A 25,530-nucleotide genomic window follows, 5' to 3' on the forward strand; every position below is an offset into this window, starting at 1 on the left:
GATGTCCCGCAAGACAAACGTATGGCGTGGATTCACGACCATCACCGCCTCGTTACTGGCATTATCCGTGGGAGTGGCCACGGTGTGCGAAAGCTGGAAGGAGTCTTTGGACCAGAACCTCGGCACCACCTCCAGCTCGATCCAAACCAGCGACAAAACGGCAAGCGACACCTACACCTACACTTCGGACTACACCACCACCGACGAATTGGTGCAGGCCCACAAAGACCTCAACGAGCAGCTGAGCGAGGAAGGCAGCGTACTGCTCAAGAACAACGGCACGTTGCCGCTGAGCAGCGGAGACAAGGTCACGCTGTTCGGAGCGACGAGCCACTACCCGTACTATGGTCCCGAATTCGGAGGCTCCGTCGACGAAGAGAACGCGGTGTCTTTGGAACAGGCGCTGACGGATGGTGGTTTCGAGGTCAATCCGACCATGACCGCCCTGTATGAGACGCTCGGCAATGTCACCGATGGTAAGGACGACCAAGGCAACGACATCTACCCCTATCGTCCGGGCGCATTGACCTCCACGTTCATCGGCCCGGTTCCGGGACAGTACGCGGTCGGAGAGCCGCCGTTGTCCGCATACGAAGAGCATGCGGCAGGCTACCAGGATTCCTTCGCCGAGTATTCGGACGCCGCGATCGTGGTCGTGGGGCGCTCCGCCTCCGAAGCAGCGGACTATCTGCCCGGCGATGACGGATTGGCCGAAGGCGAAAGCGGCGCGAACGCGTTGGCGTTGAACGACGAGGAACGCGCGATGATCGATCTCGCCTGCCAGAATTTCGATAAGGTCGTCGTACTGATCAACGCCGTGAACCAGCTTGAAATCGGCGATCTGGCGGATAACGACCAAATCGACGCGATTATGTGGGTCGGTCTGCCCGGCGTCTACGGTTTCAACGGCGTGGCCGACGTGCTCAACGGAGAGGAAAGCCCCTCCGGTCATCTGACGAGCACCTACGCGGCGAACTCGCAGTCGTCTCCCGCCATGGTGAACTTCGGCAACTACGAATACGCCAACAAGGGAGACCAGATGGAGTCGATGTATCTGGTCGAAGCCGAAGGCATCTACTCCGGATACAAGTATTACGAAACCCGCTACGCCGATGCCGTCGCCGACCAAGGCAACGCGGATTCCGCAACGGGATCCATCGACGGCGATGCGTGGAACTACGAGGATGAAATCGTCTACGGATTCGGCGAAGGCCTAAGCTACACCACCTTTGAGCAGCGACTCGACTCGGTCGAGGCCGACGACGAGAACCATACGATGACTGTGACCGCGACGGTGACCAACACTGGTAGCGTGGCGGGCAAGGACGTCGTGCAGGTTTACGCGCAGTCGCCGTACACCGACTACGACAAGCAGAACAATGTCGAGAAAGCCGGCGTGCAGCTGATGGACTACGTCAAAACCGATGAGCTGCAGCCCGGCGAATCCCAGACCGTTTCGACCACGTTTGAGTTGAAGTATCTCGCCAGCTACGACTACACCACCGCGAAAACCTACATTATGGACGCCGGCGACTACTATGTGGCCATCGGCAATGGTGCGCATGACGCATTGAACAATATCCTCGCCGCGCAGGGTTATGACACCGCCGACGGTATGACCGCCGATGGTGACAGCTCGTTGACCTACACCTGGCATCAGGATGAGTTCGACGACACCACCTATGCCACCAGCGAGAACGGCACCGAAATCACCAACCAGCTTGACGATATGGATCTCAACTATTGGCAGGAAGGCACGGTGACATATCTCAGCCGCTCCGATTGGGAGGGCACGTGGCCCAAGTCCTACACGGACATCGCAATCACCGACGAGATGCAGCCGTACATGCAGTCGGACTTCTACGAGATGAAAACCGATGAGGACACCAGCGACATCTTCCCCGAAGAGGAAAGCAGCGTCTCCTTCTTGGAGATGAAGGGTGCCGACTTCGATGACGAGCGCTGGGAAGAGATCATGGACGGCGTCACGCTTGAGGACGCGCTCTACGGCATTCGAGTTGGCGGCACCCAGCCCAAGAAGTACGAATCCGTCGACGAAATCGTCAATGCGCTCGAATCGGATGGCCCCGGCGGCATCAACGGAACCGACCTTGCCACCCGCAGCACCGATCCCGACTCCCCGACGTACGTGTCCGAAGACGATCCGAACGCGACCTACAAGCCCAACGACTATGTCTGCGAGCCCATCGTCGCCTCGACCTTCAACAAGGACCTCGCCACCGCGCAAGGCGCGCTGTTCGGCAACGACTCGCTGTGGACGAACACCACGATCTTCTTCGCTCCGGGTGTGAACAACCAGCGCACGCCGTATAACGGACGCAACGACGAATACTATTCGGAAGATCCGATGGTAACGAACTACTGCGCCAGCGCCGTGGTGGCCGCCGCCAGGGAGAAGGGCACGATCATCGTTCCCAAGCATCTGGCCTTCAACGACCAGGAATCCGGCCGCATGGGCATCAGCGTGTTCATGAACGAGCAGAAGGCCCGTGAAACTGAGCTTCGCGGCTTCGAAGGCATGGTGGACGCGGGCATGAACGGCCTGATGACCTCCATGAACCGCGTCGGCGTCACCTACTCGTCCGGACATGTCGGCCTGATGCAGAACATCCTGCGCGGAGAATGGGGATATCAGGGCTTCCTGATGACCGATATCGTGTTCTCGATGAAGGACGTCACGGATTACATGTCCGCCAAGGAATCCGTCATCGGCGGCACCACGCTGATGGGCATCAGCTCCGACAGCCAGATCGGCAGCTCCGGTTCCTGGCAGTACATGACCGTGGAGGGCGTCAGCGGCGATCGTCAGTTCGTGCAGGCCCTCCGAGACAACACGAAGTACCTGTTCTACGCCCTCGCGAATTCGAACGCCATGAACGGCCTGAACAGCACCTCTCGTGTGGTGACGAATATGACATGGTGGCGTTGGAGCTACGCGGCGTTCATTGCGGCCGCGCTGGCGCTGACGGTGCTGTCCCTGACGATGTATGCTCGCGCGCTGCGCAAGAGCGGAAAGGAAATCGAACGATGAGCAAGAAGAAAATCGGCGTGGGAAACATCCTGCTGGCACTGTCCGCGCTGTTCGCCTTGGCAGGGACCGTGGTCTACGTCATCAATGCGACCGGAAGCTATTACGGTGACTTCGCGTTGCTCGTGCCGGTGCTCGGTGTGGTGACCGTTGTGTTCATCGCCGCACCTATCGTACTGGAAGCGGTTATGGGCAACCGGCAGTGGATCGATGCAATCTATCCGATCGCGGGCGTGCTTGGCATCGTCACGATGGTGCAGTACATCGCCGCTCGTGCCGAATCCGTGGCCCTGATTCTCGGATCCTCGCTGGAAGCCGGAAACGTCGCCGCGCATCAGGCCCTGTACACGGCGTTCGCGGGTATCGCTTGCTACCTGCTTGCGGTCGTCGCGGTATGTGCGGCGGGATTCTTCAACCGCGTCGCACCAGCATCCGCGGAAACGGTCGTCCAGCCGGTGACGGCCTGACCGATTCCCCTCGTGGTCATATGGCCCGCCTCCGGTTTCATTCCTCTTTCCTGGCGGCGGGCCGTATGGCCTCCTCAATTCCCTCTGAAACATAGGACTTTGCGATCATGACCTCCAAACTGCAGCGCTTCTTCGACTCGCCTCTTGTCGCGACGCGCGTCACGTCCGCGGACGTGAAGATTCCCGAAGCCGTGTTGGGCTATCTCGTCGGCCCGTTCCTGGCCTTCATCTCCAACGCGATTTTCGGCTCCTACCTCAACCGTTACTACTCCGACGTGCTCGGCTGGACCGACGCCCAGCGCTTTGGCGTCTTCTCCGGCCTGCTGCCCATGGTCTCCGTGGTGTTCGTCATCGTCGGCAACCTGTGGGTCGGCCGCCTTATCGACAACACGCGCACCTCCCAGGGCAAGGCCCGCCCGTATCTGCTGATTTCTGCCCCGCTGCTGCTGGTGGCGATCGTTTTCCTGCTGTCCGACCCATACACGGCGAGCCCCGTCGTGCAGATGGTGTGGATCGCGCTGAGCTACAACATCTACTACGCGGTCGCCTACCCGTTGTTCTACGCCTCGCACAGTTCTTTTGTGGCGCTCTCCACCCGTGATTCCAAGCAGCGTGGTCTTCTCGGCACCTTCTCCAACGCATCGATGGTGGCCGCCGTGGGCGTGGGCGCGAGCATTCTGGTGCCGATGCTGCTGCAAAGCTGGCTGTTCGTGGAAACCGACGGGTCGATCGACACCGTCGCCAGCTACAACCATTGGCGTATTCTGATGATCGCCCTGTGCGTGGTCACTGTTGTCGGCATTCTGATCGAGTACTACTTCACCCGTGAACGCATTACCGAGGAGAACCTCAAGCTCGGTATCGTCGAGCAAAAGGTGCCGTTGGGCAAGCAGATCGCCAGCTGCGTGAGCGAGCCGTATTGGTGGTTGATCATCCTGTACTTCGTGTTCTTCCAGTTCTCCGGCATGCTCAAGAACGGTTCGATGAGCTACTATTCGCGCTGGATGTTCGACGGTGTGACCGATGAGGCCTCCGCCGGCACCGTGATGAGCCTGCTCGGTCTGATCGGCGGTGTGCCCACGGCCGTCGGCATGCTGATCGCGTGGCCGATCGCCAGCAAACTCGGCAAACGTAACGCCATCGTCGCGGGTCTCGTCATCTCCGTGATCGGTGGGTCGGTGAGCTTCCTTGACGTGCACAACCTCACCATCGTGTGCGCGGGCGTGGTGCTCAAAGGCATCGGTTCGATTCCCGCCATGTACGTCACGCTCGCTCTGCTTTCCGATGTGCTCGACCATTTGGAGGCCAAGAACGGCTTCCGTTCGGATGGGTTCACCATGTCGGTGTACGGCTCGATTATGGTCGGCATGACGGGCCTCGGCAACGGCATCATCAACGCGTTGCTCGTCGCCGGGGGGTACGACGCCTCGCTCGCCGAGCAAAGCGGAGCGGTGCAGGCCGTGCTCACCGGCACCTATCTCGGTGGAGAGATCGTCTGTTATGCGATCATCGCGGTGCTGATGGTTTTCCTCGGGGTTGAGAAGCATGTGAAGGCCGATCAGGAGAAGATCGTCGCCTCGCAGAAGGCCGCGGTGGAGGCGGCCGGCGGCGAGTGGATCTCCCCGGAGGAGCGTCTGCGGATGGAGGAGTCCAAGGGCTGATTCGACACGACGCTCCCGCAGGCGAAGTTGCGCTTTCTTAAGAATGTATTATCATATAACTAAGTGATTACTAGGTAATAGAAAAGTGGTCACACGAGTACGAAGGAGTGCACATGGACATCAAGTACATCAACGGCGTGAACCTCGGCAACTGGCTCGTCCTCGAGAAGTGGATGAACCCGGCTCTGTTCGACGGCACCACCGCGGATGACGAATACTATCTGCCTACCCAGCTCTCGCCGGAGGTCTATGAGGCCCGCATCAAGACCCACCGCGCGGAATACATCAACGAACGCGACTTCGCCACCATCAAGTCCTGGGGACTCGACTCGGTGCGCATCCCCGTGCCGTACTTCATCTTCGGCGACCGCGCGCCCTTCATCGGCTGCATCGAAGAGCTCGACAAGGCCTTCAACTGGGCCGAGAAGTACGGTCTGACCATCCTCATCGACCTGCACACCGCACCGATGAGCCAGAACGGATTCGACAACGGCGGCATCTCCGGCGTGTGCAAGTGGGCGCAACTGCCCGAAGAGGTGGAATTCGTACTCACCGTGCTCGAACGCCTCGCCCAGCGCTACGGCAACCGCGAATCCCTGATGGGCATCGAAATCATCAACGAACCGAACACCACCACATCCTGGCCGATGATGAACGTGACGGAACGCTACAAGGCGGTCGACCCCGAACTCGCCGAAGGCACCGGCCCGATCGAATTCGACTGGCTCAAGGACTTCTACGTCACCGCCTACCATCGCCTGCGCGACGCCGAGCATGGCGCGCTGCCTGAAGACAAGGCCGTGGTGTTCCACGACGGCTTCGATATCTGGCAGTGGAAGGACTTCATGCGCGGCGAGGACGGCAAGCTCGCGCCCGAGTTCGTCAACGTGATCCTCGACACCCACCAGTACCTGATGACCGCCGAGATGATGGGCTGCCCGCAGACCGTGGAAGGCTACGACGACTTCGTGCGTAACACCTACGCGCCGATGATCAAGGAGATGAGCGAATACTTCCCCGTCATCGTGGGGGAGTGGTGCCTGTTCAACTCGGTCGGCTGCGGCGTCGACACCCACGGCGGACAGAGCGTGCTCAACGGCGAGGAAGGTGCGCAGGTCGAAGCGCTCACCCCGGCCGAGAAGCGCGACCTCTACCAGGGCGTCGCCAAGAGCCAGCTCGAAGCGTGGAGCCACGGTTCCGGCTACTACTACTGGAACTACAAGCTGCTCACCGACACCGTCAACACCCCCGGCTGGATCGGCTGGGACTCGTGGGATCTCGGCCGCTGCATCGCCCAAGACTGGTTCCCCACCCCCTCCGGCCGCAACTAGTCGGGACGAATCCGGCTCGCAAAACGTAACGAGCCGGTGGTCGGGATGTTCTGTTTAGGACCGTAAAGACTTGGCCTGAGCGGCCCGGAGCGTGTCATAAATAGAACATCCCGGCCACCGGCGGACACCGCACCATCCTAAACAATCGCAACTGTCGCAACCACCAGCGGACACCAAAACCATCGCAACCAATCACACAACCCAAGGAGAAACGCAATGCTGCTCAATCCGATCTTCAAAGGTTTCAATCCCGACCCGGCGATCTGCCGCAAAGGCGACGACTACTATGTGGCCGTCTCCACCTTCGAATGGTTCCCCGGCATCCCTGTCTACCATTCCAAGGACATGAAGCACTGGGAGCTGCTCACCCACGTGCTCACCGACGACACCGAGCCGAACCTCACCAAGCTGCCGTCCGCCAAGGGCATCTGGGCACCGTGCCTCACCTACAACGAGGAAGAGGACATGTTCTACGTGATCTACGGCGTGATGAACTCCATGAACGCCCGCTACTTCGACGTGGACAACTACCTCATCAAGTCCAAGAGCATCGAAGGCCCGTGGAGCGAGCCGGTCTACCTCACCTCCTCCGGCTTCGACGCGTCCATTCTGCATGACGACGACGGCAAGAAGTACATCGTCTCGCTCGAATGGGAGACGCGCGAAGGCTACGAGAAGCCGGGCGTGATCTGCATGGTCGAATACGATCCCGAAACCCAGCATGTGGTCGGCTACCCCAAGCGTATCTGGCGTGGCGCCACCGACCGCGGCTGCATCGAAGCCCCGCATCTGACCAAGCGCGACGGTTGGTACTACATCATGTGCGCCGAGGGCGGCACCGGCTACAACCATGCCGTCACCATGGGCCGCTCGCGTAACGTGTGGGGTCCGTACGAGCCGGATCCGCAGGGTGCGATCGTCACCTCGCAGCCGGTCGAATCCAACGAGCGCGCGGATGACGACCACTTGAAGCCCCGCTATTACAACCCGGATTCCGTGCTGCAGAAGTCCGGCCATGGTTCCTACGTGGACCTGCCGAACGGCGAGACCTATCTGGTGCATCTGACCTCGCGTCCGTTCGCGCCCGAACTGCGCTGCACGCTCGGCCGTGAGACCGCCATCCAGAAGATGACGTGGACCGAGGACGGCTGGCTGCGTATGGCCGACGGCTCAAATCTCGCCAAGACGGAGGTCGAGGAGCCGAGTCTACCCGACGTGCCGATGCCCGAAATCCCCGCGTTCGACGACTTCGACGGTGGCGAGCTGGGCAACTGGTACTATTCGCCGCGCCTCATGCCCACCACCTTCGCGAATGTGACCGAGCGTCCGGGCTGGCTGCGCGTGCGAGGTCAGGAGTCGCTGGCCTCGCTCAACCGCACGAGCCTCGTGGCCCGCAAGCTCACCAGCGTGTACGCCACGGTGACCACGAAGATGGAGTTCTCTCCGGAGGTCTACCAGCATTCCGCTGGCCTGACCATCTACTACGACAACATGAACAACATCTTCCTGCGCAAGTACTATTCGGAGACGCTCGGCGGCGCCGCCATCTCGCTGGTGCGCCTGGAGAACGGCGAGAAGACCGAGATGCTCGACACCCGCGTGGCCGTCGAAGATCGCGCGATCTACATGCGCCTGAACATCGAAGGCCGCCGCACCTGGTTCGAGTGGGGCTACGACGGTGAGAACTGGACCAAGATCGGACCCGAGTTCGACACCACCACCTTCTCCGACGAGTACTGCAAGTTCGGCGAGTTCACCGGCACGATGGTCGGCGTGGCAGTCACCGACGCCTCGCTGCACGAGCGCACCGCCGACTTCGACTTCTTCGACTACAGGGCCGACGAGTCCAAGCCCGTCGCCTGACGTGGCTGTCAGCGTGCCCGTCTTCTGACCGGCCGCACCTAAGCGCCGCTCCCGACGATCAATCGTCGCGGGCGGCGCTTTCTTGTGGTTGTTCGACCAAACGAGTTTTCTTGATATATCTACTTGTCCGCGGCCAACCAATCGAGCGCATAGACCTGCTGGATGCCGTCATGCGAGGTGGGGCGTACGTCATCGAGGGTGATCAAGGTTTTGGGGTAGTTGTCGCGGATTGAGGAGAATGACGACAATTCGCGTTCAAGAGTCTCCGGATTGTTCACCGATTCGCAGACCTGCCAATACCGTCGTCCTTGCGGGCCATTGGTGACGAAATCGATTTCGCCTGTGGGTCCTTGCCCGACGAATACCTCTTTGTCGCGGCGAAGCAGTTCGAGGTATACGATGTTTTCGAGGATTCTGCCGGTGTCGCGAACATTGTTCGAACATAGGATGCGGCGCAATCCCATGTCGACCGCGTAATACTTCTTTTCCCGTTTGAGGATGCGCTTGCCTTTGACGTCGTAGCGATCCGCGGAATAGAGCACGAACGCCGATTCCAGCGCTTCCAGATAAGCGCTGACGGTAGGGGTGGAGACTTTGGTCCCCGACGAGGTCAACGTGTTTGCGATGTTGCGAGGCGTGGTTAGATTGCCGATATTGTCGTACAGATACACCACCAAGCTCCGCAACAATGATGCGTTCGCGTTGATGCGTTGCGAAACGTCTTTGATCAGAATGGTGTTGAGCACGCCATCGAGGTAATCGTGTATGAGATTGTCGTTGCCGTCCAGCTCATTGACCGCAGGAAACGAGCCATCGTGGATATAGTTCGACCACCGACGTTGTTGGGAAGTCTCGGTGTTTGTGGGCGTGGTGAGATATTCGGCGAACGATAGCGGCAGCATCGAGATCTCCGTATATCGGCCGGATAGGAGGGTGGCCAATGTGCCGCCGAGCAGATTGGCGTTCGACCCGGTGATATACAGGTCGATGTTGGGGCGCACGTACAGGCTGTCGACGGCTTTCTGGAAATCCGGTACATTCTGGATTTCGTCGATCAGCACATAATGCATTGCATCGTCGGCGCATCGGCTCAGAATCTCATTGTGGAGCGCGTGATACTCCAGAAGCGGCTCGTTTTCGAGCAATTCGAGATTGATATGAATGATGTGGCTTGCGTCGATGCCTGCCTGCTCCTGCAGATAACGCTTCCACAGTTCCATCAGTGTGGATTTGCCGCAGCGTCGCACGCCTGTGATGACTTTGATGACGTCCTTGTCTTTCCAAGGCTTCAGCATATCCAGGTAATGCGGCCGCTCGATCATCATGCACCTCTCAAAGTAAAATCTTTTTTCAATTATACTCTATAGGCGGCAGAATGAAAAAATGTTTTCATTCAACCCATATTTGCTGGGGAATGAAGATTTCTTTTCTGTCGTGCCGTCTGTTGATGTCGGTGGCAGTGTGACGAGTTGTGCCGGGAAGTGTGGCGGAAATGGCGTTTCTTGTTGTGACATGTGAACATGGCCGCACTGTATGTCCAAGAAAGTGCCACATCGCAGGGGCGCATTATAGAATCGGGACATTCCTGCGAAGAAAGAGGGATGAGCATGGTGCTGGGGTGTGACGAGAAAATCAACGGCGTGAACCTCGGCAACTGGCTGGTGTTGGAGCGGTGGATGTCCCCGTCCTTGTTCGAGGAAAGCGGCGAGGACGACGAAATCTGGATGCATCGCACCATGCCGGCCTCTCGTTTGGAAGAGGTGCTACGTGAGCATCGCGATACCTATGTGACGCTGGCGGACTTTCAGGCCATCGCCGCGCGCGGATACAATCTGGTCCGTCTGCCGGTGCCGTACTTCGTATTCGGTGATGTGTCCGGGCATCCGGGCTGCATCGAATATGTGGACAAGGCGTTCGCATGGGCGCGTGAGACCGGATTGAAAGTGCTGCTCGATCTGCATACGGTGCCCGGATCGCAGAACGGATACGACAACGGCGGACTGACGGGCGTGTGCCGGTGGAGTCGTAGCCCGCGCGCCGTGGAATTCGCGCTCAGTGTGTTGACTCGTCTTGCCGAGCGCTATCGCGATGATCCCGCGTTGTATGGCGTCGAAGTGCTCAACGAGCCGATCAGTTGGCTGGTCTACCGCACCGCGCCTTCGACGGGACGTGCGAAAAGCATGGGCGAGGCGTACGGTAGCGGCCATGTGTCGATGCGGTTCCTTAAACGGTTCTATCGGGAGGCATACCGACGGTTGCGTTCTGTGCTGCGCCCTGAGACGGTAATCGTATTCCATGACGGATTCCGTCTGAATCGTTGGGGGAACTGGTTCCGACGTGAAGGTATGCGGCGCGTCATGCTGGACACGCATATTTATATCGCCGCGATGGAGAGTTTCGTGCCCATCCATGAGATGTGGGCGTACCGGCTGTTCGTGAAACTCAACGAACTGATGATCCGCCGCGCGGCGAGATATGTGCCTGTGGTGGTCGGCGAATGGTGCATTGAAAACCGGTGGGCCGCGTCGTGTGGTGAGGCTGGTGTGGTTGTCGACGATTCGGTTGACGCAATCTCCGAACGCGAACGACGCATGCGCGACGCCTACCGTGAGGTTGCGGCGCTGCAATTGCGCGCATGGAACGTCTCCGCCGGGCAGATCTACTGGAATTATCAGTTGGTGCGCGACGTCTCCGGTGGCGACGACTGCACTCGTCGCAAACAGGTCGATTTCGAAGCTTGGGACCTCACCCGCGTCTGGCGCAATGGTTGGATGGCTGATCGTCGAGCTGGGATTTGTGATCGCTTGACTCTTTTTCGCGAGTAACCTTGAAATCGCAAAGTTCATCACCTGTGCCATGCGTTTGCGCCCGCTCAAATCTTATATGAAGACCCATTTAATCAACCTTGGCCGATGACTCGATTGTTCTCCGGCGAAATGATTCAGGAATTACTGATTTGTGTTGATCTGCTGAATTCCAATGCCGTGACGCCGGCGGCATGACTTTGTGTTGGCGATTGTCTCATCTGCGAAGGATTATGCGGCGGGCTCCCACGGGTTGATGAGGGGAACGCCGGTGTGCTGGAAATCCTTGGTGTTGCGTGTGGCCAAGGTGCAGTTGTTGGCTTGGGCGATGGCGGCGATCTGCGCATCGGCCAAGCCGACAGGATGGCCGTGTGCGTCCAGATCGGCTCGGATAAGAGAGCATCGTATGCCGGCTTCGCGGTCAAAAGTCAGAATACGGTTCTCATAGTTTCGTATGGTTCGTTTAATGGTTTCGGCCATGACGGAACGTCTTGCGCCTTGCGGCATGCGCCATAGTCCGTACATCATTTCCATAATGGTGATGGACGATATGTAGGCCCCATCGTTCTGCTTCAACCATGCAATCACCGTTGGATTGGGGGTTGGTTTGTAGAACTCCGAGATAACGTTCGTGTCGACCAGAATAGGTCGTGATTTGTTGTTCATTCGAAATCCACCGGCCTTGGTTGTTCGTTCTTGTCTCGAGGCATGGGCTGGAATTCGTCCTCGTCGATGCCGCCGTCAAGCAGTTCAGTGCGGATGTGTTCGAAGAATTCCCAATCCGAAGCTTTGTGGGCCACCCATGAGGCGGCGAACTCCTCGAGCACGGAACGCGCCTGCGCCTCGGTGGAGCGGCCGTTGGCTTTCGCCGCCTTGGCCAGAGTCTCTTTAACGTCTTCGGGAAGCTTGCGAATCAGCAGTGATGTGGTCATAATGCCCCTCCTTAGTCTTGATATCACAATGATATCAAAGGTGGGATTTCTTAGACGTTCACGACGTGCTTCACACTCAAAAAACGTGAAGCACGTCGTGGTGTGGAGGATTGGCTAGACTTGCGTAGTATGCCTACATCGGAGAATAGCGGAAAGCGGGTGCGCAAGTCGCCTGAGGAGCGCAAGCGTGAGATTCTGGACGCGTCGGTGCGGCTGATCAGCGAACGCGGTTTCAATGGCATTTCGATTCAGGACGTCGCCGACGAAGTGGGCATCTCGAAGCAAGGGCTGCTGCGGTATGTGGGCAGCAAGGACAATCTTCTGGCGATGACCTACGAGGAATACTACGCCTCGTCGGGCACGGTCGAGGAGTTCATGGAATCGGGGCTGCCGGGCAGTGCTGCGGATGATCTTCGGTTCCCCGCCTATCTGCGTTTTCTGGTGCGGCATAACGCGCGGCGTCGCATGATGGTCCAGTTGTTCGCGATGCTGCAGGCCGAGGCGTTGAATCCGGCGCATCCGTTGTATGAGCATTTCCGTGTGCGCCATACGCAGATTTGGGAGAGCTACTCGCAGTACGCGTGGTCGATTCCGCCGCAGCTGGGGGAGTGGAGTCGGGCCATGCGCCCCTATGTGCGCAAGGCGATGGAATCGATGGACGGCATCCAACTGCGCTGGCTCGGCGAGCCGCCCATCGACCTGTATGACGAATGGCTGGAATTCGAGCGCATGATTTTCCCTTCGCTGCTGTGGGATGAATATCGCTGAGTCCGCTGTCTGCGTCGGTATGACTTTTTGTCGCTGATGTGTGTCGCGCCGCGTGTGATGTATACTCTTAATTACCGAATGGTAGTTAAAAAGTTCATCTTCATCGAGGAAGGCGACATTAATGACCGAAACCGCAGCCACCCTGCCCTACAAGAACCCCGATCTGCCGGTCGAGGAGCGCATCGCGGACCTGCTGGGCCGTATGACCCTTGAAGAGAAGGTCGGACAGATGATGCAGCTCGACGCCCGCAGCGGCGATCTGGACGATCTGATCGTCGGCAAGCACGTCGGCTCCATCCTGCACACCAGCCCCGAGGACCTGCCGCGCGCCGTCGAGACGGTGAACACCAAAACACGCCTCGGCATCCCGCTAGTCATCGGCGACGACTGCATCCACGGCTACTCCTTCTGGCCGGGCGCGACCATCTTCCCCGAACAGCTCGGCATGGCCGTCAGCTGGGATACGGAGAAAATCGAGGCCATGGGCCGCGCCACCGCCGAAGAGGTCTCCACCACCGGCGTGCACTGGACCTTCTCCCCGGTGCTGTGCATCGGCCGCGACACCCGCTGGGGTCGTGTGGGCGAGACCTTCGGCGAGGATCCGATGCTGATCGGCGAACTCGCCTCCGCCATCGTCAAGGGCTACCAGGGCGGTGCCAAGGCCGGCGAGCCGCTCGCCAAGGACGCGATCCTCGCCTGCGCCAAGCATTTCGCCGGATACTCCGAAACCCAGGGCGGCCGCGACGCCTCCGAAGCTGATCTGAGCCACCGCAAGCTCGAATCCTGGTTCCTGCCGCCGTTCGAACGCGTCGCCAAAGAAGGCTGCGGCACGTTCATGCTCGGCTACGAATCCATCGAAGGCGTGCCGGTCACCTTCAACAAGTGGCTGCTGAGCGACAAGCTGCGCGGCGCATGGAACTATCAGGGCACGCTGATCACCGACTGGGACAACGTCGGCCGCGCTGTCTGGGAGCAGCACGTCAAGCCCGACTACACGCATGCGGCCGCCGACGCGGTCAAGGCCGGCAACGACCTGGTCATGACCACGCCGCAGTTCTACGAGGGTGCCATCGAAGCCGTCAAGAACGGCATGCTCGATGAATCGCTGATCGACGCCGCCGTGGAGCGCATCCTCGCGCTCAAATTCCGTCTTGGTCTTTTCGAGGATCCGCGCCTGCCCGACCCCGAACGCATCAAGGCCGTCATCGGCTCCGAGGAGCATCAGCGACTCAACCTCGAACTCACCCGCGAATCCGTGGCGCTCCTCAAGAACGATGGCGCGCTTCCGTTCTCTCTCCCTCGTCATGCTGAGCAGAGCGAAGCGGCGTCGAAGAATCTCCGCATCGCCGTGGTCGGCCCGCTCGCCGACGACGCGCAAACCCAGCTCGGCGACTGGGCCGGCAACTCCGGCCAGGTCAACTGGATGCCCGACGGCCATCCGCGCGAGATGATCACCACCGTGCTCGACGGCGTCAAAGCGATTGCCGACGAGGCCGGAGCCGAAGTCGTCTACTCCCGCGGCGCGAACATCATCGACCTGGTTCCCGACCCCGAAGGCGAGTTCTATCCCGACGGACAGCCCCGCCCGAAGATCGGCGTCGCGGCACCCGTCGACCAAGCGCTGCTCGACGAGGCCGTGGCCAACGCCCGCCAGTCCGACCTGATCGTGGCCGTGGTGGGCGATGTGATCCAGCTGATCGGCGAAGGCTGCTCCACCGGCACGCTGGAACTCGTGGGTGGACAGAACGCGCTGATCGACGCGCTCGCTGACGTGGCCAAGGAGACCGGCAAGCCCTTCGTGGTGGTGCTGGTCAGCTCCAAGCCTCAGGTGATGCCGGCCAGTGTGGTCGGCGGATACGGTGTGATCGACAAGCCTGCCGACTCCGGCGTGAGCGCCTTCCTGTGGGCGCCGAGCCCCGGCATGAAGGGCGGCCAGGCCATCGCCGAAATCATCTTCGGTCTGACCGAGCCTTCCGGCCGTCTGCCGATCACCTTCCCGCGCCATGCGGGCCAGCTGCCGGTCTACTACAACCAGATCCGCGGCCAGCACGGCAACCGCTACGCCGACCTCACCCAGGACCCGGCGTTCGCGTTCGGCGAGGGCCTGAGCTACACGACCTTCGAATACGGCGAGGTGGCGATCACCAACGCCAGCGAATCCAAGCCCTTCGCTGAAACCGACACGGTGCATGCCGAAGTCACCCTGACCAACACGGGCGAGCGGCCCGGCACCGAAGTCGTGCAGGCCTACATCGGCGACATCGTCACCTCCTACAGCTGGACCGACCGTGAGCTCAAGGCCTTCAAGCGCGTGACGCTCGCGCCGGGGGAGAGCGCGACCGTCGCCTTCGACATTCCGGTCGCGGACTGCACCATCGTCGATCCGCAGGCCAACCGCATCGTCGAAGCCGGCGAGTTCGAGTTGCTCATCGGCCATTCGTCGCGCCGCGAGGACCTGAAGCGCGCCACCTTCACCGTCGCCTAGCGCGCGGATTCGTCGGTTGAAGGTTGAGGGCCGCCTCCCAGCATCGTCACGATGCATGGGAGGCGGCCCTTTTCGTTTACGTGCCAGTGCAGTGCTGAGCGGTGGTGCTAGAACTCCTACACCGCGCAACGGTGCCGCGAATAGCGGATCGACACCCTACCTCGCGACGCGCGGCTTCCCCAAATCTCCGTCATGGTGGCGTGGGGCCATTGCTCGGGGTCGTCGCGCATCGTCATGGCAGCACCCTCGTCGAAACACTGCGAGAGGCGGTCGCGTTCGATCGCCATGCTTTGCGCCGGTCCTCCCGCGGGATTGAGCACGGTGATCGACTCGTCGAAACGGTAAGGTCCGTCATGTGCGCCCTGCGGGTCGAACTGATGGTATGCCCACGCGCGTTCGTGCAGATGGTCGATGAGGATGCCGCGGCGCAACAACGGCGTGGCATCGGCCTCGCGCATGGCGTTCCGCAGCTCCGCCATAGTGCGCAGATACCGTTTGATGGCGAACGGTTGGTTATAGGCCCACGGTTTGGCCGCCAGCCAAGTGGGCTGTAGATCCGAGGAGACCACGCCGTCTTCGGGGGTCTGCGCCTTGCGCACGATCTCCTCCAAATAGTCGTTAAGACTGGTCTGCTGCTTGCGCAGGCGCGCGATTTCGTCATCCACCCGGGCGCGGCTGGCGCGCAGCACCCCACGCCAATCCAACGTGCCATCCTCCAGACGATGGCGTTCCAATGAATCCAGCGGCATGCCGGTCGCCAGGCAGATGCGCACGACGTCAAGCTCCAACACCTGGTCGGGGGAGTAGTAGCGGTATCCGGTGCGCGGGTCCACGACCTCGGGTTTGAGGATGCCGTGCGCGTCGTAATAGCGCAGCGCCTTCGTGGTGACTCCGTCCAGCTTGGCGACCTCGCCGATCGTCAGCAGCTCGTCATCATCGGCCACGCGCACCTCCTTGACCTTGCCCTTGGGGCAAAGTCTAGCATTCCGGATGTTGCCCCAACCAACGACGGACGGGGCGTGACGCATATATACAAGGAGGTATCTGCCATGGAGGCGGAACAGAAGCGTGATTGGCTGGGCATCATGGGAGATGTCTGCGTGGTGACCGGCGCGGTGGGCGGTATGGGCACCGCCATCTGCGGGGAGCTGGCCAAGGCCGGCGCGCGGCTGGCCATGGTCGACGTGTCCGAGGATGCCACCCGGCAGTTCGCCGACGAAATCGGTTCGACCTACGGGGTGGAGGCCAAGGGGTACGGCTGCGACATCTCCGACGCCGACGACGTCGCCATTCTCAAAGACAAGATCCTCGCCGATTTCGGCACCGTGGACGTGCTGGTCAACACGGTCGGCATCCTGCGGTTCGCTCCCCTGGAGGACCTGCCGTTGAGCGACTGGCGCGATGTGGTCAACGTGAATCTGACCGGCGCGTTCATCCTTTCGCAGGCTTTCGGCAAGGTGATGCTGGAACACAAGTCCGGACGCATCGTCCATATCTCCACGGTCGCCTCGCATTCGCCGGAGACCTTCTCCGGAGCCTATTCCTGCGCGAAGGCAGGATTGGGCATGCTCTCCAAGATGCTCGCCGCCGAATGGGGTCCGTTCGGCATCCGCAGCAACTGCGTGTGCCCCTGCTTCGTGAAGACGCCCATGTCGGCCTCGTTCTACGCCGATCCGAAGGTGACCGAGGAGCGCGAACGGCTCATCGCCTCCCGCCGCATCGGCGAAGTGGAAGACATCGCCAACGCCGTGGCGTTCCTGGCGAGCCCGCGTTCCGACTTCGTCAACGGCGATGAAATCAGCGTCGACGGAGGCTTCCACCTGATGATGGGCGATCTGACGCCGAAACCGGGCGGCCGCCGCCAGTTCGCCGTCAACTCGCTGAAGCAGCGCGGACTGATCTAAAGCGTCCCCGCGATCCCGAGATTCCGTGATTTCGGGATTTCGGGATTACGGAACCGGCGGCGTCCAGTCGACGTGTGGTCTGTGGTCGCCGCCAGGCGTTCATATCATCAACAGTTTTCCAATATTCAAGGAGCAATACGTGTCTTCGACAACCGCAACCGCAGCCTCGCCCAAAGAGGCCAACCGTTACGGCGTGCTCGCCGCCGCTTTCGTGGTCATGTTCTTCGTGGCCTCCATCGCTCTGTTCAGCGTGTTCCTCACGCCGCTGAGCGAACAGCACGGCTGGAGCACCGCCGAGGTGAGCCTGTCGTATTCGATCTTCCAGACGGTGATGGCCGTCACCGGCATCTTCTCCGGGCGCATCTGCGACAAGTTCGGCCCGCGCAAGGTGATGCTGATCGGCGGATTCGTTTTCGGTCTCGGCTGGTTCCTGACCGGTATGGCCGGCAGCATCCCGATGCTGTATCTCTTCCACGGCCTGATCGCCGGCATGGGCAACGGCCTGGTCTACAATCCGGCGCTGACCACCGCGCAGCGTTGGTTCCCGGACATCCGCGGCAAAGCCTCGGGCATCCTGCTGGCCGCCGCGGCCATCGGTCCGGCCACGCTTTCGCCGATCGCGAGCTTCCTCTCCAGCACCTTCGGCGTCTCGACCGCATTGAAGATCCTCGGCGTGACCTTCTGGGCGGCCATCACCTTGGGCGCGCTGTTCGTTTCGCCCGCGCCGGCGAACTATCAGCCGAACGGCTGGACTCCGCCCGATGAGAGCAAGCCGGGCGTGGCGCAGGGTGCCGTGGATGGATTCGACTGGAAGGGCATGCTCTCCACGCCGCGCTTCTACGTGCTGCTGCTCGTCTACGCCGCGGCCGCGACCGCCGGCACCATGCTGGTCGGCGCGCTCTCCTCGATCGCGCAGGAGCAGGTCGGCTCCGTGGGCGCGATGACCGCCGCCGCGTTCGGCGCGATGGTCGTGTCCATCAACACGCTCTCCAACTTCGTGGGTCGTCTGGCGTTCGGCGCGTTCTACGACAAGTTCGGCGCGTTCCGCTGCCTGTCCGTCATGCTCGTCGTCACCGCCGTGGCCATGGTCGCCATGTCGTTCGCCACATCGGCGCCGTTCTTCATCGGCTGCGTGATCGTGCTGGGCTGCGCGTTTGGCGCGCTGCTGGTGATCTACCCGCCGTTGACCGGCGAAACCTTCGGAGCCACGCATCTGGGCATCAACTACGGCATCATGTTCCTCGGCTACGCGCTCGGCGCGTGGATCGGACCGCGCGTGGCGACCAGCCTGCACAGCGATGTGTTCGGCTACCGCAACGCCTTCTATGCGGCCGCCGTCATCACCGTAATCGGCCTGGTCGTGGCCCTGCTGCTCGCCGCCCGAGTCAAGCGCGCCGGCACCATGCGCGCTTCCTGTCGCTAAGAACCCACCCAACTCACGCAAAGGAATCATCATGACCGAACAACTTAAACTCGCCGTCGTCGGCGCTGGGGCCATGGGCCGCGACCATATCCGCTACATCCAGGACGATCCGGGTGCCACGCTCGCCGCCATCGCCGATCCCACGGACGAGGCGCACGCGCTCGCCGATTCGCTGGGCGTGCCATGGTTCGCCGACTGCGAGGAGATGGCACGTGAAGGCGGACTCGACGGTGTGGTCATCGCCTCGCCGAACCATCTGCATCTGGCGAACGCCCGCGCCGCCCTCGCCCACGGCATCCCCGCCCTGGTGGAGAAGCCGATCAGCGACGACCTCGACGATGCGCGCGCCTTCGCCGCCGAAGCCCGCGAATCCGGCGTGCCCGTGCTGGTGGGTCAGCATCGCCGGCACAATCCCAAGGCCCGCCGTGCCAAGGAAATCATCGACTCCGGCGCGCTCGGCACCATCGTCGCGGTGTCGGTGCACTACGGCATCTACAAGCCGGACGGCTACTTCGATATTCCGTGGCGTCGCCAGAAGGGTGCCGGCCCGATTCTCGTCAACATGGTGCACGACGTGGATATGCTGCGCTTCCTGTTCGGCGAACCGGTGGAGCTCCAGGGCATGGCGGCCAATCAGGCGCGCGGCTTCGAGGTGGAAGACACCGCCGTGGTCAACGTGCGCTTCGCCAACGGCACGCTCGGCTCGATCACCCTCTCCGACGCGGCGGCCAGCCCGTGGAACTGGGAGTCGACCGCCCGCGAGAATCCCTTCTTCGCGCCCTTCGACACCGACGCCTACTACATCATGGGCACCAAGGGATCGCTGTCGATGCCGCAGCTCAAGCTGTTCACCCACGACGGCGGCGTGAGCGACTGGACCAAGCCGTTCGTCTGCGAGATCCAAGGCGTGCGCGAAGGATTGCCGCACCGCCTGCAGCTCAAGCATTTCCTCGAAGTGATCCGCGGCGAGGCGAGCCCGCTGGTCACCCCAGAGGATGCCATCAAGTCGCTTGAGGTGCTGAACGCCATCAAGCGTGCCGCCGACGAAGGCGAGATGATTCGTCTGTAGGCCGGCGATAGGCGCATACGCGCGGAAGCGGCGGGCCGTCCATATGATATGGGCGGCCCGCCGCTTCGTATATTCCCTGTATATCTCGTGCGAGCCTGCGCTACCGCCGTGTGGAGGCTCGTCGGATCAGCGTGGGGTCAAGCATGGTGGAGCCGTGAATATGCGAGGGATTGTTGATTTCGTCGAGCATCGTCATCATGGCTTTACGTCCCATATCCGCGCCCGGGGCGGCGACGACGGTGATCGCCGTGTTTCCGACGCTTTCGTTGCGCACGTTCTCGGTGCCGATGACGCTGACATCCGCGGGGATTGAGCACAGGCCTTCGTCCGTCAATCCCAAGGACAATCCGATGGCGAGCTGATCGCTGCCTGCCACGATGCCGTCCGGCGGCAAGTCGCCGTTGTTGGGAAGGGTCGTGGGGTCGTCTGAGGTGTTGGATGACGTCTTGCCGCGGGCCTTGTTGATTTCGACGGCGAGCCTTTTGCCGACTTCCATGCCGTCATCGAATGTCAGGCCGCCGGAATCGATCACCGTAAGCGTGGCGTCTCCTCCGGTTCGCATCACAGCCTGTTGCATGCCGAGATATCGGTCTTGTATGGCCTCGTAATCGAAGGAATGTGCGACGAACGCCAGACGTCGGCATCCGGAGCGGATGAGTTCCTCGGCGGCGAGGCGTCCGCAGGTCGCATTGTTCTCCTGCACGCTGCAAGCTGTGTTCTCACCGATGGGGGAGGTGTGGTCGAGCAGGATGATGGGTTTGTCCGCCGCGTCGGCGATGGCGATGTCTTCGGTCGGATCCTGCACGGTGGCAAGCATGATGCCGACCACATCGGGCATCTGCGTGAACAGACGCACCAATTCGTGCTGTCGCTCAAGATCGGAGAAGGCGTTGACGCCGATCACCTGCATGCCGTTGTCCTCGCACACCTCTTGGATTCCCTCGAAAATCGAGGTGAACAAGGAATGTTCGATGTCGGTCATCACGTATCCGACCAGCGGCGTGGACGGCGATGAGGAGGCTGCGGAAACGGGCATGGCGCGGCGCGGCACATAGCCGAGTTCGGCGATGGAGGCGCTGATCTTCGCCTTCAACGTATCGGAGACGCGTTCGGGATAGTTGAGATAGTTCGACACGGTGCCGATGGACACTCCCGCATGCTTGGCGATGTCCGATACGCCGACTTTCTTCGTTGCTGGCATACGCGCGTCCTCCTGTTCCGTCGCCGCGCTGGCGGGATATTCGATATGCTCCACAATACGCCGAAATCACGCATGATGTTTTGAAAAATTTCAACACGCCGTGAAGTTTGATTTGAATATTTCAAAATAGGGGAATATAATCATAGTTATCAAGGTGGAGCGGGAAATGCATGGCGGCTCATGTATCTTTCCTGACGAAACCAAGAGAATTCAAGAATAACAATGGTGTTGTCGTGAAGATGTCTCATGAGAAAACCATTGAATATCTTGAACAGAATTGAAAATATCAATTCACGTTTCAAGCCACAGTGGGTTTGAAGCACGAGGTGCAAGGAAGAGATATGAATACTTCAACAAAGCAGGACAAGGGTCTCGGCGGATACATGCCGTTGGCCGTCGCCGCCGGCATCGGCTCGATGCTCGGCTCCGGCATCATCGTCGGCCTGTCCTCGACCATCACCGTCTGGCAGAACGGTTTGGGCCTGAGCACCGCCGAAGTCGGCGTGCTCTCCGGCGTGCTCACCTTCGCCATCGCCTTCGGCTCCCTGTTCGGCGGCCGTCTGGCCGACAAAATCGGTCGCGTCACCTTCTTCAACTGGATCAACCTGTTCTACGCCATCGGCGCGGGCATCTGCATCTTCGCCAACAACTTCACCGTATTGCTTATCGGCCTGATCATCGCGGGCATCGCCTCCGGCGCCGATCTGCCCGTGTCGATGACCGTCGTCTCCCATGACGCGCCCAACGACCAGATGGCCGCCCGCCTCGTCTCCACCACCCAGGTGTTCTGGCAGGTCGGCGTGTTCATCTCCTTCATCTGCGCCTTCCTCGTCTCCACGATGTCGGGCGCGACCGGCGGCCGCGTCGTCTTCGCCATCCTCGCCGTGTTCGCCGTGGTGGCATGGCTGTGGCGTCTGACCTCGCCGACCTTCCGTCGCTTCCACGAGGAGGCCGACGCCCGCGACGCGGCCAAGGGACGCGCCGCCTCCACCGAAAAGGTGTCCGTCGTCAAGGTGCTGTTCGGCGCCGACAAGAAGATGTTCCTCGGATTCTTCCTGGCCATCATGATCTTCTACCTCGGCTGGAACCTGCTGGCCAACACCTGGGGCCAGTTCCAGACCTACATGTTCGTGCAGGCCAACGCCTCGCAGACCCTCGCCACGGGCCTGGGCATCATCCTCAACTTCGTGACGCTGGTGCTCAACATCGCCTTCGCCTCCATCGCCGGCGGCAAATACCGCAACAAGATGTTCTTCGTCGGCATGGCCATCACGCTGGCCGCCATGGTCATGCTCTCCCTGGGCGGCACCAACCTGTGGGTGATCGTCGGCGCCACCGCCATCATGAACGTCGGCGGCCCCTTCGCCGGCGAGGCCCTCTACAAGGTGTGGACGCAGGAATCCTTCCCCATCGAGGTGCGCGCCTCCATCCAGGGCTTCATCAACGGATTCTCCCGCCTGTGCTGCGGCCTGTTCGCCCTCGTCACCCCGGCGCTTGTGGTGCCCGCCGTCATCAAAACCACCATGTGGGGCTTCGTGGGCGTCGTCATCATCGAACTCATCGCCGGCTCCGTGATGCTGGCGCTGCAGAAGAAGTACGGCACCGACGAGGAGCGTCAGGCGAAGGCCGCGGCGGCCGTCGAAGCCTGAACCTCGCAACCTCTCCGGTCGGGATCGAATCCTTGAACGGTTCCGATCCCGACCGGAGCGGCGGAACGCATACGCAACACGAATACCATGTGAGAAACGATCGCACCAGCGAGCCGACGAAGGAGTCATCATGAATGCCACCACACACGCACCGCAGGTCGTGCCGGCCGTAACCGCCGGAGAACTTGCCATCACCCGTTTCACCGTCGAGCATTACCCCGGCGACGCGCTCGGCATCGGCACCGCCGCCCCGCGCATGAGCTGGGTGTACGCGAAGCCGGTGCCGGCCGACGCGCAGATCCTGCTCAAGCTCACCCGACGTGTGCCCGGCGGCAAGCCGGTCGAGCTGGAGACCTATCTGCCGGTCGCCGACAGCGTGCTGGTGCCGTGGCAGTTCGAGCCGCTGGCCTCCCGCGAAGAGGTGTACGCCACCGTGCAGGTGGTGTCGGCCAGCCACCAGCCGCTGGGAGAGCCCAGCGAGACGCTGCATTTCGAGGCCGGTCTGTTGCTGGAGCATGACCATGTGGCCGATTTCGTCGGACCCTCATGGCCGGAGGCCCGCAGCGACCATCGCCATCTGCCGCTGGTGCGCACCGAAGTGGGACTGCGGGACAAGCCGGTCCGCGCCCGCCTGTACCTGTCCGCGCTGGGCTTGGTCGAGGCGGAGATCAACGGCGTGAAAGTCGGCAACGACGCGCTGATCCCCGGTTGGACGAACTACGAGAAGCGCGTGGAATGCTGGACCTACGATGTGGCCGACGCGCTCACCGCCGGTCGCAACGCGCTGGGATTCTGGCTGGGCGACGGCTGGTTCCGCGGCCGCATCGGCTTCGACGGCGGCTATGCGAACTACTACGGCGATAACATCGGCGTGTTCGCGCAGCTCGAGGTCGAATACGCCGACGGCGGCACCGAGGCGTTCTACTCCAACTCGTGGGACCGTACGTGGAAGGTCGCGCTCGGCCCCATCGTCTGCTCCGACCTGTGCGAGGGGGAGCGGTATGACGCCCGCCTCGAACGGGCCGGCTGGTCCGAACCCGGCTTCGACGACTCCGACTGGGAGCCCGTGTCCGAAGTGTTCTACAATCCGGCGAACATCGAAAACCCCGAAACCTCGCCGGTGCGCGCCCATGAGGAGCATAAGCCGCTCTCCATCGCCCGCGTCGGCGAAACTGCCCAAGGCCGCGGCGTATGGCTGGTCGACTTCGGGCAGAACTGCTCGCAGCGCATCCGCCTGCATATGCGCGGACTCGCCGCCGGTGAAACGGTGGAATTGCACCATGTCGAAGTGCTCGAACCCGACGGTTCGATCGCCACGCGCACCCTGCGCCGCGGCCAGCAGCACGATGTCTACACCTCCAACGGGCAGGACGCCTGGTGGGAGCCGCGTTTCGCCATGCATGGCTTCCGCTATGCGCAGATCGAAGGATTGCCGGGGGAGTTGACCGCCGACGACATCGAATGCCGCGTCTACCATTCGGTGATGGACCGCGCCGGCGAGCTGGAGACCTCCGACTCGCTGCTCAACAGGCTGCACGCCAACGCCGTATGGTCCATGCGATCCAACTTCGTCTCCATCCCCACCGACTGCCCGCAGCGCGACGAACGATTGGGCTGGACCGGCGACATCTGCCTGTTCGCGCCCACCGCCAGCTACCTGTATGACGTGCAGGGATTCCTCGGCAGCTGGCTCAAGGATGTGCGCGCCGACCAAATCAAATGGGGCACCGTGCCGTTCTATGTGCCGTTCGTGCCGCTCGGCGCGTGGGCGCATCCGCAGGCCATCTCCACATGGGGCGACTCCGCGGTGGAGGTGCCGTGGACGCTGTACATGGACAGCGGCGATGCGAAAGTGTTGGAGGACTCCTACGATCTGGTCCGCGCGTGGATCGACGAGGTCGCCGGCTACCTGTCGGATGACGGTGTGTGGGACCGCAGGCCGGATTTCGTGCTCGGGCAATTGGGCGACTGGCTCGACCCGGCCGCTCCGCCGGACGACCCCACCCAGGCGATGACCGAGAAGGAGCTCGTCGCCACTGCGTTCTACTACCGCAGCTGCGTGCAGGCCCAAGCCATCGCCGGAATCCTCGGCCGCGATGATGACGCCGAACGCTTCGCCGAATTGCGCGATCGCGTCTGCGCCGGATTCCTCGCCCGCTTCACGAACCTCGACGGCACCATGAGCTCCGATACGCAATGCGCCTACGCGCTGGCCATCGCCTTCGGCCTGCTCGACGGCGAGCCCGTGCGCCTCATCAAGGCCGGCAACCGTCTGGCCGAACTCGTGCGCCTGTCCGGCGGACGGGTGAGCACCGGATTCGCCGGCACGCCGTTCGTGCTGCCCGCACTGAGCATGACCGGCCACGACAAGGAGGCCTACGACCTGCTGACCTCGACCGAATGCCCCAGCTGGCTGTACCAAGTCAAGATGGGCGCCACCACCACATGGGAGCGCTGGGATTCGATGCGCGAAGACGGCACGCTCAATCCGGGCGGCATGACCTCGTTCAACCACTACGCGCTGGGCTCGGTCGCCGAATGGATGCACGCGCGCATCGGCGGACTCGAAGCCATCGAGCCGGGTTGGAAGCGATTCCGCGTCTCGCCGCGCGTCGGCGGCGGCATCGACCACGCCTCCACCTCGCACGTCACCCCCTACGGCAAGGCCGCGGTCGACTGGAAGGTCGCCGGCGACGTTCTTGAGCTGACCGTCACCGTGCCGGTCGGTACCACGGCGATTGTCGAAATCCCCGACTACGAGTCGCGCGAACTCGGCGCGGGCGAGCACCGACTCGAATTCCACCGGTGACGTTCCGGCTTCGGACGTGAGGTGCGGGCCGAGACGACACGTCTCCGCCCGCACCCCGCACCATCCCTTTCCTCGTATGCCTCTCGATATTCCGTGTTCACCATAATCAACGAAG

General features: G+C 61.5%; 18 protein-coding genes. 13 read left to right on the forward strand and 5 right to left on the reverse strand.

Annotated elements, in window-relative coordinates:
- Position 1: 1 nt before the first annotated feature.
- The 5 genes from AC1AV0_RS07185 to AC1AV0_RS07205 all read left to right on the forward strand — a co-directional run bounded on the left by AC1AV0_RS07185 (position 2) and on the right by AC1AV0_RS07205 (position 8,371).
- Entirely contained in the window at positions 2 to 3,052 is a 3,051-nt protein-coding gene (locus tag AC1AV0_RS07185; RefSeq protein WP_072725873.1) for a glycoside hydrolase family 3 protein, read from the forward strand.
- Positions 3,049 to 3,516: a hypothetical protein gene (locus AC1AV0_RS07190; RefSeq protein WP_072725875.1), complete on the forward strand. Its 468-nt coding sequence runs from the start codon at positions 3,049 to 3,051 to the stop codon at positions 3,514 to 3,516. The genes AC1AV0_RS07185 and AC1AV0_RS07190 overlap by 4 nt, the downstream gene beginning before the upstream one ends.
- Positions 3,517 to 3,623: 107 nt before the next feature.
- Positions 3,624 to 5,177, forward strand: coding sequence for an MFS transporter (locus AC1AV0_RS07195; RefSeq protein ID WP_072725877.1), 1,554 nt, complete (start codon positions 3,624 to 3,626; stop codon positions 5,175 to 5,177).
- Positions 5,178 to 5,290: 113 nt separating this feature from the next.
- Positions 5,291 to 6,508 (forward strand): glycoside hydrolase family 5 protein, encoded by a 1,218-nt coding sequence (locus AC1AV0_RS07200; protein WP_476572565.1) that lies wholly within the window; start codon positions 5,291 to 5,293, stop codon positions 6,506 to 6,508.
- Between the two features lie 216 nt (positions 6,509 to 6,724).
- On the forward strand, positions 6,725 to 8,371 hold the full coding sequence (locus AC1AV0_RS07205) for a glycoside hydrolase family 43 protein (protein ID WP_072725881.1): 1,647 nt from the start codon (positions 6,725 to 6,727) through the stop codon (positions 8,369 to 8,371).
- A 119-nt stretch (positions 8,372 to 8,490) separates the two neighbouring features.
- Here AC1AV0_RS07205 and AC1AV0_RS07210 read toward each other — a convergent pair whose 3' ends face one another.
- A complete protein-coding gene (locus tag AC1AV0_RS07210) occupies positions 8,491 to 9,696 on the reverse strand; it encodes an ATP-binding protein (protein ID WP_083570221.1) in 1,206 nt (401 codons plus the stop codon).
- A gap of 276 nt (positions 9,697 to 9,972) precedes the next feature.
- Between AC1AV0_RS07210 and AC1AV0_RS07215 the strand changes: the two genes are divergently transcribed.
- Positions 9,973 to 11,196, forward strand: coding sequence for a glycoside hydrolase family 5 protein (locus AC1AV0_RS07215; protein WP_193057477.1), 1,224 nt, complete (start codon positions 9,973 to 9,975; stop codon positions 11,194 to 11,196).
- 210 nt (positions 11,197 to 11,406) lie between these two features.
- Here AC1AV0_RS07215 and AC1AV0_RS07220 read toward each other — a convergent pair whose 3' ends face one another.
- Entirely contained in the window at positions 11,407 to 11,841 is a 435-nt protein-coding gene (locus tag AC1AV0_RS07220) for a type II toxin-antitoxin system VapC family toxin (RefSeq protein WP_072725883.1), read from the reverse strand.
- The gene (locus AC1AV0_RS07225; protein ID WP_083570222.1) at positions 11,838 to 12,107 is read right to left on the reverse strand and encodes a FitA-like ribbon-helix-helix domain-containing protein; all 270 of its coding nucleotides are present in this window, start codon (positions 12,105 to 12,107) and stop codon (positions 11,838 to 11,840) included. The genes AC1AV0_RS07220 and AC1AV0_RS07225 overlap by 4 nt, the downstream gene beginning before the upstream one ends.
- Before the next feature lie 129 nt (positions 12,108 to 12,236).
- Between AC1AV0_RS07225 and AC1AV0_RS07230 the strand changes: the two genes are divergently transcribed.
- On the forward strand, positions 12,237 to 12,875 hold the full coding sequence (locus tag AC1AV0_RS07230; protein ID WP_476572570.1) for a TetR/AcrR family transcriptional regulator: 639 nt from the start codon (positions 12,237 to 12,239) through the stop codon (positions 12,873 to 12,875).
- A 121-nt stretch (positions 12,876 to 12,996) separates the two neighbouring features.
- On the forward strand, positions 12,997 to 15,360 hold the full coding sequence (locus AC1AV0_RS07235) for a glycoside hydrolase family 3 N-terminal domain-containing protein (RefSeq protein WP_072725887.1): 2,364 nt from the start codon (positions 12,997 to 12,999) through the stop codon (positions 15,358 to 15,360).
- Positions 15,361 to 15,476: 116 nt separating this feature from the next.
- On the opposite strand, the gene AC1AV0_RS07240 is transcribed toward AC1AV0_RS07235, so the two are convergent.
- On the reverse strand, positions 15,477 to 16,304 hold the full coding sequence (locus AC1AV0_RS07240) for a MerR family transcriptional regulator (RefSeq protein WP_072725889.1): 828 nt from the start codon (positions 16,302 to 16,304) through the stop codon (positions 15,477 to 15,479).
- Positions 16,305 to 16,409: 105 nt separating this feature from the next.
- Between AC1AV0_RS07240 and AC1AV0_RS07245 the strand changes: the two genes are divergently transcribed.
- The 3 genes from AC1AV0_RS07245 (at position 16,410) to AC1AV0_RS07255 (ending at position 19,756) form a co-directional block, all read left to right on the forward strand.
- Entirely contained in the window at positions 16,410 to 17,264 is an 855-nt protein-coding gene (locus AC1AV0_RS07245) for an SDR family NAD(P)-dependent oxidoreductase (protein ID WP_094725235.1), read from the forward strand.
- A gap of 139 nt (positions 17,265 to 17,403) precedes the next feature.
- Positions 17,404 to 18,687 carry an L-lactate MFS transporter gene (locus tag AC1AV0_RS07250; RefSeq protein ID WP_226847394.1) on the forward strand — a complete coding sequence of 428 codons (1,284 nt, stop codon included), beginning with the start codon at positions 17,404 to 17,406 and terminating at the stop codon, positions 18,685 to 18,687.
- Between the two features lie 31 nt (positions 18,688 to 18,718).
- Positions 18,719 to 19,756 (forward strand): Gfo/Idh/MocA family protein, encoded by a 1,038-nt coding sequence (locus AC1AV0_RS07255; protein ID WP_072725891.1) that lies wholly within the window; start codon positions 18,719 to 18,721, stop codon positions 19,754 to 19,756.
- A 100-nt stretch (positions 19,757 to 19,856) separates the two neighbouring features.
- Here the strand turns inward: AC1AV0_RS07255 and AC1AV0_RS07260 are convergent, their stop codons facing one another.
- A complete protein-coding gene (locus tag AC1AV0_RS07260) occupies positions 19,857 to 20,957 on the reverse strand; it encodes a LacI family DNA-binding transcriptional regulator (protein WP_072725957.1) in 1,101 nt (366 codons plus the stop codon).
- A 341-nt stretch (positions 20,958 to 21,298) separates the two neighbouring features.
- On the opposite strand from AC1AV0_RS07260, the gene AC1AV0_RS07265 reads away from it, so the two are divergent.
- Entirely contained in the window at positions 21,299 to 22,606 is a 1,308-nt protein-coding gene (locus AC1AV0_RS07265; protein WP_072725893.1) for an MFS transporter, read from the forward strand.
- Between the two features lie 130 nt (positions 22,607 to 22,736).
- Positions 22,737 to 25,415, forward strand: coding sequence for a glycoside hydrolase family 78 protein (locus AC1AV0_RS07270; protein WP_072725896.1), 2,679 nt, complete (start codon positions 22,737 to 22,739; stop codon positions 25,413 to 25,415).
- Positions 25,416 to 25,530 lie beyond the last annotated feature (115 nt).

It is taken from the genome of Bifidobacterium sp. LH_558 (genome assembly GCF_056356295.1).

Coding starts and splice junctions, on each gene's coding strand:
- AC1AV0_RS07265 (WP_072725893.1), top strand. CDS start 21,299: ATGAATACTTCAACAAAGCAGGACAAGGGTCTCGGCGGATACATGCCG.
- AC1AV0_RS07220 (WP_072725883.1), bottom strand. CDS start 11,841: ATGAACAACAAATCACGACCTATTCTGGTCGACACGAACGTTATCTCG.
- AC1AV0_RS07205 (WP_072725881.1), top strand. CDS start 6,725: ATGCTGCTCAATCCGATCTTCAAAGGTTTCAATCCCGACCCGGCGATC.
- AC1AV0_RS07215 (WP_193057477.1), top strand. CDS start 9,973: ATGAGCATGGTGCTGGGGTGTGACGAGAAAATCAACGGCGTGAACCTC.
- AC1AV0_RS07270 (WP_072725896.1), top strand. CDS start 22,737: ATGAATGCCACCACACACGCACCGCAGGTCGTGCCGGCCGTAACCGCC.
- AC1AV0_RS07230 (WP_476572570.1), top strand. CDS start 12,237: ATGCCTACATCGGAGAATAGCGGAAAGCGGGTGCGCAAGTCGCCTGAG.
- AC1AV0_RS07200 (WP_476572565.1), top strand. CDS start 5,291: ATGGACATCAAGTACATCAACGGCGTGAACCTCGGCAACTGGCTCGTC.
- AC1AV0_RS07255 (WP_072725891.1), top strand. CDS start 18,719: ATGACCGAACAACTTAAACTCGCCGTCGTCGGCGCTGGGGCCATGGGC.
- AC1AV0_RS07190 (WP_072725875.1), top strand. CDS start 3,049: ATGAGCAAGAAGAAAATCGGCGTGGGAAACATCCTGCTGGCACTGTCC.
- AC1AV0_RS07260 (WP_072725957.1), bottom strand. CDS start 20,957: ATGCCAGCAACGAAGAAAGTCGGCGTATCGGACATCGCCAAGCATGCG.
- AC1AV0_RS07210 (WP_083570221.1), bottom strand. CDS start 9,696: ATGATGATCGAGCGGCCGCATTACCTGGATATGCTGAAGCCTTGGAAA.
- AC1AV0_RS07225 (WP_083570222.1), bottom strand. CDS start 12,107: ATGACCACATCACTGCTGATTCGCAAGCTTCCCGAAGACGTTAAAGAG.
- AC1AV0_RS07245 (WP_094725235.1), top strand. CDS start 16,410: ATGGAGGCGGAACAGAAGCGTGATTGGCTGGGCATCATGGGAGATGTC.
- AC1AV0_RS07195 (WP_072725877.1), top strand. CDS start 3,624: ATGACCTCCAAACTGCAGCGCTTCTTCGACTCGCCTCTTGTCGCGACG.
- AC1AV0_RS07235 (WP_072725887.1), top strand. CDS start 12,997: ATGACCGAAACCGCAGCCACCCTGCCCTACAAGAACCCCGATCTGCCG.
- AC1AV0_RS07185 (WP_072725873.1), top strand. CDS start 2: ATGTCCCGCAAGACAAACGTATGGCGTGGATTCACGACCATCACCGCC.